This is a genomic window from Neobacillus dielmonensis, assembly GCF_000612665.1.
GTDB lineage: Bacteria > Bacillota > Bacilli > Bacillales > Cytobacillaceae > Neobacillus > Neobacillus dielmonensis.
On record NZ_HG942074.1, the window covers coordinates 210,986 to 221,127 of the forward strand.

A 10,142-nucleotide genomic window follows, 5' to 3' on the forward strand; every position below is an offset into this window, starting at 1 on the left:
TGTTTAAGTAGGAGCAAACGCTTCCATGAATTGCTTACAGGGAGTCTGGTAATGATGGCTGCAAAGATAAAGAAGCTTTTCCAACGTTATTTTTTCAATTCCTTTAAATCCACAATTAATACACTGTATCTTCCTATCATTATTATTTTTATATTCATTTCAGGCTGGGTCTCATCCATGCTTGCTACTTCACAAATTGAGGAAAATGCCTATAAAAATGTCAATGATACCATCTTTCAAACGAAGAACTATCTCGATTACATGCTATCAGATGTCTTTTTGCAGCTAGTGTCGCTATCAAGTGACCCAAAGGTGCAATCACTCCTGTACGCAGAGGAGTCAGAAGTTGAACCTGAAACAAGGATCGAAATTGACCGCAATCTGCAAATGATTTATTCCCGGTATAACGTCATTCTGGAATCAGTGCTGATCGATTATGAACGAGGGCAGCACCCTTTTTATCGAACTCCTTATAATACGTATCCAACTATTAACTATAAAGATTACTTTTCTAAATTCAAAGGGAATAACGAAGGGTACTATTGGGAGAATCTACATCCTGACCTCAATTTTAATAAGAACAATAAGGTCATATCGGTTTTTAGATTAATGGAAAGTGAAAAAACCAGAGGTACCGTATTATTCAACCTGCGGGCGGATTTTTTTGAACAGGTATTGAATAAATCATTAATCGGGAAAAATGGTTACTTGACTTTAGTTAGCGCGGATGGAAGTTTCGAATCAAAGAATGTAAAAAAAGAGTACAAGCTCGACGATGTAACACTGCATTCTTTACAAATGGAAGATAAAGAAAGTGGACAGTTTACCTATAAGAGCAGTATGGGTGAAAATATGATTGTGATCTACGACACCCTCAATTCAAACAATTGGAAACTAGCTGCCGTTGTTCCTGAAAGTGAGATTCTGAACAAGGTGAATTATATCAAGCATTTTACGATTTTATTGATCGTCATGCTGGCTTTTTTCGCTATATTTCTAGCAAACTTTATCGGTCGATACATTTCAAAACCACTCCAAAAGATGGCCTATCAAATGGGGAGATTTAATGAAAAGAATTTGGACCTTGACTATCCGTTATCAGGACCACAAGAAATGAAAGTACTTCATAACGGCTTCAAGGAATTAATTGTACGGATAAATACGTTAATGGACCAGATTCAAATGGAACAAGAAGAAAAACGGCAATTGGAATTTGCGATTATGCACGCCCAAATCAACCCGCACTTTTTATACAATACACTTTATTCGATTAAGGGATTGTGCGATATGGGTCTCAACCACGATGCCAGCCAAATGATCAGTGCGTTGTCCAGTTTCTTCAGAATTGGTATCAGCAAAGGAAGGGAAATTATCAGCATACAAGAGGAAGTGGAGCATATCCAGCATTATCTATATATTCAAGAGATGCGCTATGGCGATGACTTTGCCTACCACATAGATGTCGAAGAGGAAATTTTATCCTATAATATTATTAAGCTTTCGTTACAGCCCTTGATTGAAAATGCGATTTACCATGGTGTGAAACAAAAGCGTGGCAAGGGCACTATCACCCTAAAGGGCTATCAATTGGACAATGACATTATCTTAGAAGTTGCGGATGATGGCAATGGAATAGAAAAAAGTAAATTACATGAGATTACAAGAGAGTTGGAGTCTTCCTATCAAGATAAAAAGACGTTTATCGGAATTGGCTTGAAAAGTGTCAATGAGCGAATTAAGATTCATTTTGGAAAAGAGTATGGCCTGACGATTTTGAGTGAACCAGGTTATGGGACAACTGTGAAGATCCGAATTCCCAAAACAAAAGGGGAGAGTGTGAAACATGCATAAAGTAATTGTTGTAGAAGATGACAGAATTATTCGACGGGGACTATGCCAGGCCATTCCTTGGGAGAAACACGGATTTTTCGTAGCAGGGGAAGCCGCTGACGGTGCAATGGCTCTTGATTTAATAAAAAAAGAACAACCGCAAGTGGTGGTTTCTGACATTAATATGCCGTTTATGAGCGGCCTTGAAATGGCCAAACATGTAAAAGAAGTCAGCCCAGACACGAAGATTATCTTTTTAACTGGATACGAAGAATTTAAATATGCCCAAGAAGCTATCAAATTGAAGGCATTTGATTACCTGTTAAAACCTGTTACGGGTGAACAGCTGCTTGAGAAAGCAAAAGAGGCGGTAGCTGAATGGGAAGCAAAGATGCTAAATGAAAAACGTATCCATGAATCCTTGCCGCTTCTACAGCAAAGCTTTTTCCAAAGGTTGGCTGAAGAGGGCGACCGGCAGATGGATATTGAGCAGGAATTATCTGATTTGGGGATCCAAATGGCGGGGCCGTACTACTCTGTTATTCTTTTGCAGTACAATAAAGAGGGAGAAAAGCCAGGCTTTAAAGAGCAGGCCGTACAACTGGCTGAAACATTGGCTATCAATCTAGATTCCGTCGTGATGGATGTAAGCTTTAATCAGTTCGCCATCGTATTATCTCTTGAGAATAATGGTGATGGCACCAAAGCACATCTTGCACAGGAGCTGTTAGATTTTGTGAACCGAGAAGCAAATGACCCCGTAACCATTAGTTATGGCAGAACCTACTCCAACCTATTTGAAATTAAAAATGCTTTTCTGGAATCCTGCTTAGCCATGGATTTGCGGCATATCATGGGAACAGGCAGAGTCATCTCCTTTGAGGAAACCGTTTCGCGGGATGAACAACAGGAAAATGAAATCGTGAAATTGCAAATCAAAATAGAAAATGAAATCAAGTTAGGACTTCCCGATAAGGCAAAGTCGACCCTTGAAAGATTAAAACAGGCCATCCTTGATACTAAAACAGTTGGATTGTCTGATTTGCGGGTTCTTGCCCTAAAATTCAGCACGATGTTGTTTTTTGAAATGGAAAAATGGAATGAGGAACAAACGGAGAGCTTTAACTCTTCAGAAATGTACCAGGACATAATGCGCCTGCAAACGCTCGCGGGCATGATGGAAATTCTCAATAAACTCATTGAGCGATGGTCGGTGGTCATGTCCAAACGAAAGGAAAAAAATAATTTTAGCCATGTGGACCAAGCGATTAAGTATATGAAAGAAAACTATCATGATCGGGGATTGACCTTGCAAAAATTGGCCGACGTGATCCATGTTAGTACCCCGTACTTAAGCAATCTGTTTAAAGTAGAAAAAGGGTTTAACTTTGGGGACTATTTGTTAGAGCTGCGGATGAAAAAAGCGATGGAACTGCTTCGGGAAGGAAAAGTAAAAACCAGTGAGGTCAGTGACAAAGTTGGCTACAGCAACCCACAGTATTTCAGTATTTGTTTTAAAAAATATACAGGTTACACACCTGCAGAATATCGGAAAAGTTTCTAAAAAATGCTCCATCAGCAGGTACAGTTTATTTCTACTGATGGAGGTTTTGCTATGTCTTTATAACGGAAATGCAGCTTCCAAGTCCATAACAATGTTTTGTTTACATTTCTTCATCGCTGTTAGGATTTCGTGAAGGAATGGCTCATTGATTCGGAAAAAAGGAATGCTGACACTAAAAGCACCGAAGTTCTTTTCATTTATACTGAGGCTCATGCCAATGCAAAACACTTCATCTTCATGTTCGCGGTTATCAAAAGCATAGCCAAGTTTGCGAATTCGATTCATTTCATCCATAAACGGCTGCTTTTCAGTAATTGTAAATTGGGTAAACCGAGTAAACTCTGTTTCGTCGATATAAGCTTCGATTTCTGAATCAGGTTGCTCTGCAAGTACTGCCTTTCCCATTGCTGAGCAGTATAACGGCAGATTTTTTCCAATTTGAGAATATAAACAAATCGGCTTATTGCTTTCAAGTTTACTGATATAGACAATATGAGATTTGTTTTTGACTCCGAGGTGGACAGTTTCTCCAGTTTCGATTTGCAGCTGTTTTAAATAAGGCTGGGCAAGTTCTTTGATATCATATTGATTCATGGCCCTATTGGCATACCGGATCAGAGAAGGTCCTAATTTAAATTTTTTGGCTTCCTCATCCTTCCGGACATAACCAATTACAACTAGGGTATCGAGGATTTTTAAAGCAGTTGAATTCGTTAATCCTGCCCCTTTTGCAATTTGATTTAATGTCTGTGGCGTGTCCGTTGAGGACAAGTAGGCTAGTATTTGATCGGCTTTAATGAGAACCGTTCCGTAAAGCTGCTTTGTCTCTGTCATAGTTCCACCCGTCTTTTTCGTATTTAATTTTTTAAGATAAGTAGTAAAAAATTTAATAGTTTTTATAAGATTTAGTATATGGATTGTAATCCTTAATACAATTATATATAATTGACTTGTAAGTTTCTATATAATAAATTTAATTTCCAAATAAGAAATCAAAGCTGGTAGGGTGATTTAATGAAAAAAATAAAAGCGCTCACAAAACTATTAGATTGTGGTGTAGTCGCGGTCGTTAGAGCAGACTCTAAAGAAGAAGCGATTAATATCTCGGAGGCTTGCGTAAAAGGCGGCATCAATGGGATTGAGGTCACTTTCACAGTGAAGGATGCGGATGTTGTCATTAAAGAACTAACATCTTTCTATGAAAATAATCAAGAGGTTGTAATCGGTGCCGGTACGGTTCTTGATGCCCCAACAGCAAGAATAGCCATCTTGGCGGGTGCTCAGTATATTGTGAGCCCAAGCTTTGATGCCGAAACTGCAAAACTATGTAATTTATATCAAATTCCGTATATGCCAGGCTGCATGACAATTACGGAAATGAAGCAGGCATTAGAAGCCGGTGTAGATGTTGTCAAATTATTCCCCGGCAGTGCTTTCGGTCCAGACTTCGTGAAAGCGGTTAAGGCACCGCTTCCACAGGTGAACATCATGCCGACCGGTGGGGTTAGCTTAGAAAATGTGGATCAATGGATTAAGAATGGCTGCGTTGCAGTCGGTGTCGGAGGCAACTTGGTAGCGCCGGCTAAAACAGGTGATTTTGACAAGGTGACAGAAATGGCCCGGCTTTATGTAGAAAAAGTTCAGGCAGCTAGAGGGGCATAAATCTATGAAAAAAGTCGTTACATTTGGTGAAATCCTACTCAGATTATCGACCGATATGGGAGAAAGAGTGACCCAGGCAAGACAAATTAATATGCATTATGGCGGGGCTGAGGCCAATGTCAGCATCTCACTAGCGCTGTTTGGCCATGATGTCTATTTTGTCAGCAAAGTACCTGAAAACGTGCTCGGAGCAGCAGTAGAAAGTCATTTAAAATCATATGGTGTACATACGGATTTTCTGCTGCGAGGCGGAGACCGGCTGGGCACCTACTATGTAGAATCCGGGGTGGGTCCGCGCAGTGCTCAAGTGACCTATGACCGCAAGTACTCAAGTGTTTCACAGCTGACATTAGCAGAACTCAACTGGGACGAAATTTTTAAAGATGCTTCGCTGTTCCATGTAACAGGTATTACTGCTGCGTTGGCACCTGGCATGAGAGAAATAGTTTTATATTCTTTACAAAAAGCCAAGGAATATGGGGTCACCGTTAGCTTCGACTTTAATTATCGGGCAAAGCTCTGGAGCCAGCAGGAAGCGGCGGAAACAATCAAAACCTATTTGCCGTATGTTGACATATGTTCATGTGGTGAATTAGATGCCATCTACCTATTAGGAATTGCAAAAGCAGAGGAATCTTTGGAACCGGTTGAAAAGTTGACTTACTATTATCAAAAAATTACCGAGCAGTATCCCAATATTAAGTATATAAGCTCAACTTTCCGAGGTGTCATTTCTGCATCAACCAATACGCTTCAAGGAAACTTCTATAGAGATGGCGTGTTGTATCAGTCAAAGGTGTTTCAAATTGATCATATTGTCGACCGTGTGGGCGGTGGTGATGCCTTTGCAGCAGGAGTCCTTCATGGCATTTTGAAAGGGCTTGCGCCTGAAGAACTTATCGGCTTTGCCACCGCAGCATCCGTGTTAAAACACACAGTTTATGGCGACTGCAACATCTTCTCGGAGGATGAAATTCTTTCCTTTGCTAACAGTGCACCGGGAAGAATTGTTAGATAACTATTTTTATAGGAATAAACAGGTTTAAGGAGGAAATAGAAAATGGAAACACGTTATGCAAATCATCCAGAGGAAATTAAACGCTACAATACGGAGGAACTTCGTAATCAATTTCTAGTGGAAACACTGTTTGAACCAGGACAAGTACATTTAACTTACACACATGTGGACCGCATGATTTTTGGCGGCGTCACACCTGCTGAAGAAGAACTTACCATCAAGCTTGACAAGCAGTTGGGCGTTTCTTACTTCCTTGAGCGCCGTGAGTTAGGGATCATTAATATCGGCGGTGAAGGTTCTGTTATTCTTGACGGCGTGGAATATGATATGGTGCGCTATGACGGACTTTATGTTGGCAGAGGCACGAAGGAAGTCTTGTTCCGCTCTAAAGATGCGGCTAATCCAGCAAAATTCTATATCAATTCAACACCAGCACATCACACATATCCAACAGTGAAAATCGATATTAACAAAATTAAGCCGCTTGAAGCTGGCGAACCAGGAACATTAAATGAAAGAAAAATTCACCAATATATTCATCCAAATGTCTGTGAAAGCTGCCAGTTGCAAATGGGATTGACCATGCTTTCACCAGGAAGCGTTTGGAACACCATGCCATGTCATACACATGAGCGCCGGATGGAAGTATATCTATACTTTGATATGGAGCCAGATACCCGCGTATTCCACTTCATGGGACAGCCAAACGAAACAAGACACTTAGTCATGAAAAATGAACAAGCTGTTATTTCCCCAAGCTGGTCCATCCATACCGGAACGGCTACAAGCAACTATACATTTATCTGGGGCATGTGCGGCGAAAACATTACGTACGATGACATGGACTTTGTTAAAATGGAAGATTTGCGTTAAAAAGGAAAAAGTCCTAACTTCATAGCGTGAGCCTGAACCAGGATGTTTCTCAAAGTTGTTTAGTCCAACCTTTTTTAAAAAGGCACTATTAAATTAGACTGGTGATTTTTGCTCCAATCAACAGAGGTAAAAAAATCAACATAATCGTTTAACAGAGCCAAAATATAAATATATTTATTGGAGGCTAAATCAGATGACTACGCAGTTAGATAACTTCTCATTGGATTTCTTCGCATTAACAGGCAAAGTGGCAATTGTAACAGGAGGAAATACCGGTCTTGGCCAAGGTTATGCGGTAGCAATGGCAAAAGCTGGTGCCGATTTATTCATCGTAACCTATGACAAAAACTGGGACGAAACAAGGGAATTAATTGAAAAACAAGGTCGTCGCGTTGAATTTTTTCAAGCGGACTTAACCAATAGAGACGCCATTAAAGACGTTGTGGCAGCTTGTGTGGATGCTTATGGACACATTGATGTTCTGGTTAACAATGCTGGCACCATCCGACGTGCGCCGCTTCTGGAGTACAAGCAGGAAGACTGGGATGCTGTAATGGATATTAACTTAAACTCTGTCTATTTCCTAAGCCAAGAAGTCGCAAAGGTCATGGTAGAGCAAAAGAGTGGTAAAATTATTAACATTGCTTCGATGCTGTCATTCCAAGGTGGTAAATTCGTGCCTCCATACACAGCCAGCAAGCATGCCGTAGCTGGAATTACCCGAGCATTTGCCAATGAGCTGGCTCAATATGGTGTACAGATCAATGCTATTGCTCCTGGTTACGTAGAAACAGCAAACACAGCGCCAATTCGTGCGAATGAAGAACGAAAAGAAGAAATCACTGCCCGCATTCCGGCAGGACGCTGGGCAACTCCAGCAGACCTAATGGGTGTAGTTGTCTTTCTGGCAAGTAAAGCATCTGATTATATGAATGGACACATCCTCGCAGTTGATGGCGGATGGCTTGCAAGATAATCTAGGATTGTCAAATAAAAAGCCGTATCACACTGGAGAGTGATACGGCTTTTCCAATCAATCCCATTATTATACAAATCGCTAATGGATAGTACTTTCATTTGCGAGTGGCAGGAGGCCGCAACATGATAACAAATGAGGTATTTATTGAAAAAAAGGAAGTCTTAAGGAACATTGATTTATTAATGAAAAACCTGACTAAAATCAATGATGATTCCGGTGAATTCTTGCTGAATTTTGATGGATTGGTCGTAGATGACAAGAGTTGGAATGTATGGAATTGGCCACAGGGTGTTGGTTTGTACGGAATTTATAAGTTTTGGCGATTAACCAAAAATGAACAAGCCTTGACGATCATCAAGGAGTGGTTTAATGCCCGTTTTGAAGAAGGAGTTCCTCCAAAGAATGTTAACACAATGGCTCCCTTGTTAACGTTAGCCTTTTTATATGAGGATACAAAAGACCAGACATTCGTTCCGTATTTAGAAAAATGGGCAGAATGGGTTATGTATGACATGCCTCGTACAAAAGAGGACGGGTTGCAGCATATGACCTATGGACCTGAGAACAAGAATCAGCTTTGGGATGACACCTTAATGATGACGGTCCTGCCTCTTGCAAAAATAGGCAGACTATTACACAAGCCAGAATACATTGAAGAAGCGAAAAAGCAATTTTTAATACACATTAAGTATTTATCGGATAGGAAAACGGGATTATGGTTCCACGGTTGGACATTTGAAGAGAATCATAATTATGCAGAAGCTTTATGGGCGAGGGGAAATTGCTGGATTACAATTGCCATTCCAGAGATTATTGAAATCCTTGATCTCAAGCCAGGAGATTTCTTCAGAGATTTCTTGATTGAAACATTAATTCGGCAAGTAGAGGCGTTGGCAAAATACCAGCACGAAAGCGGGTTATGGCACACGCTTATCAATGAACCAACCTCTTATCTTGAGGCATCAGCGACTGCGGGCTTTGCATATGGCATCCTGAAGTCTGTTCATAAACGCTATATTAGTGGTGATTATGAGGTAGTAGCCCATAAAGCCATTCGAGGATTGCTGAACGAAATAAGCGAGGACGGAACGGTCCAAAAGGTATCTGTTGGAACAGGTATGGGAGATTCCTTGCAGTTCTATAAGGATATAAAAATTACGGCTATGCCATATGGCCAATCACTTACAGTTCTATGTTTATCTGAATTCTTGAACACGTATATTTAATCAACTTCTTTAGGCTCTGGTATTGGGGAATGCCAGACAACTCACACAATTTCAAGGGGGAATATTTCAATGACTTCACAATTAACTGATTTTTCATTAGATTACTTTTCACTAAAGGGGAAAGTGGCAATTGTTACAGGAGGTAATAAAGGTATCGGTCAAGGATTTGCCGTTGCACTTGCCAAAGCGGGTGCTGACCTGTTCATTGTGACTCATGGACGCGAGTGGGACGAAACCCGGGAGCTGATTGAAAAAGAAGGCCGCCGAGCCGAGTTCTTCCAAGCTGATTTATCAAAACGCGAGGTGATTGTGGATGTGGTAGCAGCCTGCAAACAGGCATACGGCCATATCGACATTCTTGTCAACAATGCTGGCACCATCCGCCGTGCCCCACTGGTTGAATACAAACAGGAAGATTGGGATGCGGTGATGGATCTAAACTTGAATTCCGTTTACTTTCTTAGCCAAGAAGTAGCGAAAGTGATGGTCGAGCAAAAAAGCGGAAAAATTATCAACGTAGCTTCCATGTTGTCTTTCCAAGGCGGCAAATTTGTTCCGCCATATACGGCAAGTAAGCATGCTGTTGCAGGATTAACGCGAGCGTTTGCGAATGAATTGGCCCAGTATGGCGTTCAAATCAATGCAATTGCCCCAGGATATGTAGAAACGGCGAACACGGCTCCTATTCGTGGGGACGAAGAACGCAAAAAAGAGATTACTGCCCGCATTCCGGCAGGCTACTGGGCTACACCGGTTGATATGATGGGGTCCGTGGTTTTCTTGGCAAGTAAAGCGTCTGACTACATGAATGGGCATATCCTTGCTGTTGATGGCGGATGGCTGGCTAGATAATCAAGAACAAACTTGGCCGTACCTGTCCTGAAGGGGTACGGCCTATTCATAAGGATTGATGATCGTGACAAGGCTCAGGGCGCGCAGTTTTGAGTGACTTTCGGTAGTAAATCGACTTAACGACAAAACCGAAGAGGA

General features: G+C 41.1%; 9 protein-coding genes. 8 read left to right on the forward strand and 1 reads right to left on the reverse strand.

Going from position 1 to position 10,142, the window contains the following annotated elements:
* Nucleotides 1-54 precede the first annotated feature (54 nt).
* Nucleotides 55-1,851: a sensor histidine kinase gene (locus tag BN2425_RS16310; RefSeq protein ID WP_042461711.1), complete on the forward strand. Its 1,797-nt coding sequence runs from the start codon at nucleotides 55-57 to the stop codon at nucleotides 1,849-1,851.
* Nucleotides 1,844-3,394: a response regulator gene (locus BN2425_RS16315; protein ID WP_042461646.1), complete on the forward strand. Its 1,551-nt coding sequence runs from the start codon at nucleotides 1,844-1,846 to the stop codon at nucleotides 3,392-3,394. Before BN2425_RS16310 ends, BN2425_RS16315 begins: the two co-directional genes overlap by 8 nt.
* A gap of 57 nt (nucleotides 3,395-3,451) precedes the next feature.
* Here BN2425_RS16315 and BN2425_RS16320 read toward each other — a convergent pair whose 3' ends face one another.
* On the reverse strand, nucleotides 3,452-4,228 hold the full coding sequence (locus tag BN2425_RS16320) for an IclR family transcriptional regulator (protein ID WP_042461648.1): 777 nt from the start codon (nucleotides 4,226-4,228) through the stop codon (nucleotides 3,452-3,454).
* A 180-nt stretch (nucleotides 4,229-4,408) separates the two neighbouring features.
* On the opposite strand from BN2425_RS16320, the gene BN2425_RS16325 reads away from it, so the two are divergent.
* The 6 genes from BN2425_RS16325 to kduD (BN2425_RS16350) all read left to right on the forward strand — a co-directional run bounded on the left by BN2425_RS16325 (nucleotide 4,409) and on the right by kduD (BN2425_RS16350) (nucleotide 10,004).
* Nucleotides 4,409-5,056, forward strand: a complete 648-nt coding sequence (locus BN2425_RS16325; RefSeq protein ID WP_042461649.1) for a bifunctional 4-hydroxy-2-oxoglutarate aldolase/2-dehydro-3-deoxy-phosphogluconate aldolase — start codon at nucleotides 4,409-4,411, stop codon at nucleotides 5,054-5,056.
* 4 nt (nucleotides 5,057-5,060) lie between these two features.
* On the forward strand, nucleotides 5,061-6,074 hold the full coding sequence (locus BN2425_RS16330) for a sugar kinase (RefSeq protein ID WP_042461651.1): 1,014 nt from the start codon (nucleotides 5,061-5,063) through the stop codon (nucleotides 6,072-6,074).
* A 42-nt stretch (nucleotides 6,075-6,116) separates the two neighbouring features.
* Nucleotides 6,117-6,947: a 5-dehydro-4-deoxy-D-glucuronate isomerase gene (gene kduI, locus BN2425_RS16335; RefSeq protein ID WP_042461653.1), complete on the forward strand. Its 831-nt coding sequence runs from the start codon at nucleotides 6,117-6,119 to the stop codon at nucleotides 6,945-6,947.
* Between the two features lie 193 nt (nucleotides 6,948-7,140).
* Nucleotides 7,141-7,923 (forward strand): 2-dehydro-3-deoxy-D-gluconate 5-dehydrogenase KduD, encoded by a 783-nt coding sequence (gene kduD, locus BN2425_RS16340; RefSeq protein ID WP_042461655.1) that lies wholly within the window; start codon nucleotides 7,141-7,143, stop codon nucleotides 7,921-7,923.
* A gap of 125 nt (nucleotides 7,924-8,048) precedes the next feature.
* Nucleotides 8,049-9,152, forward strand: coding sequence for a beta-galactosidase BglB (gene bglB, locus BN2425_RS16345; protein WP_042461656.1), 1,104 nt, complete (start codon nucleotides 8,049-8,051; stop codon nucleotides 9,150-9,152).
* A 69-nt stretch (nucleotides 9,153-9,221) separates the two neighbouring features.
* Nucleotides 9,222-10,004: a 2-dehydro-3-deoxy-D-gluconate 5-dehydrogenase KduD gene (gene kduD / locus BN2425_RS16350; protein ID WP_042461658.1), complete on the forward strand. Its 783-nt coding sequence runs from the start codon at nucleotides 9,222-9,224 to the stop codon at nucleotides 10,002-10,004.
* Nucleotides 10,005-10,142: the final 138 nt, after the last annotated feature.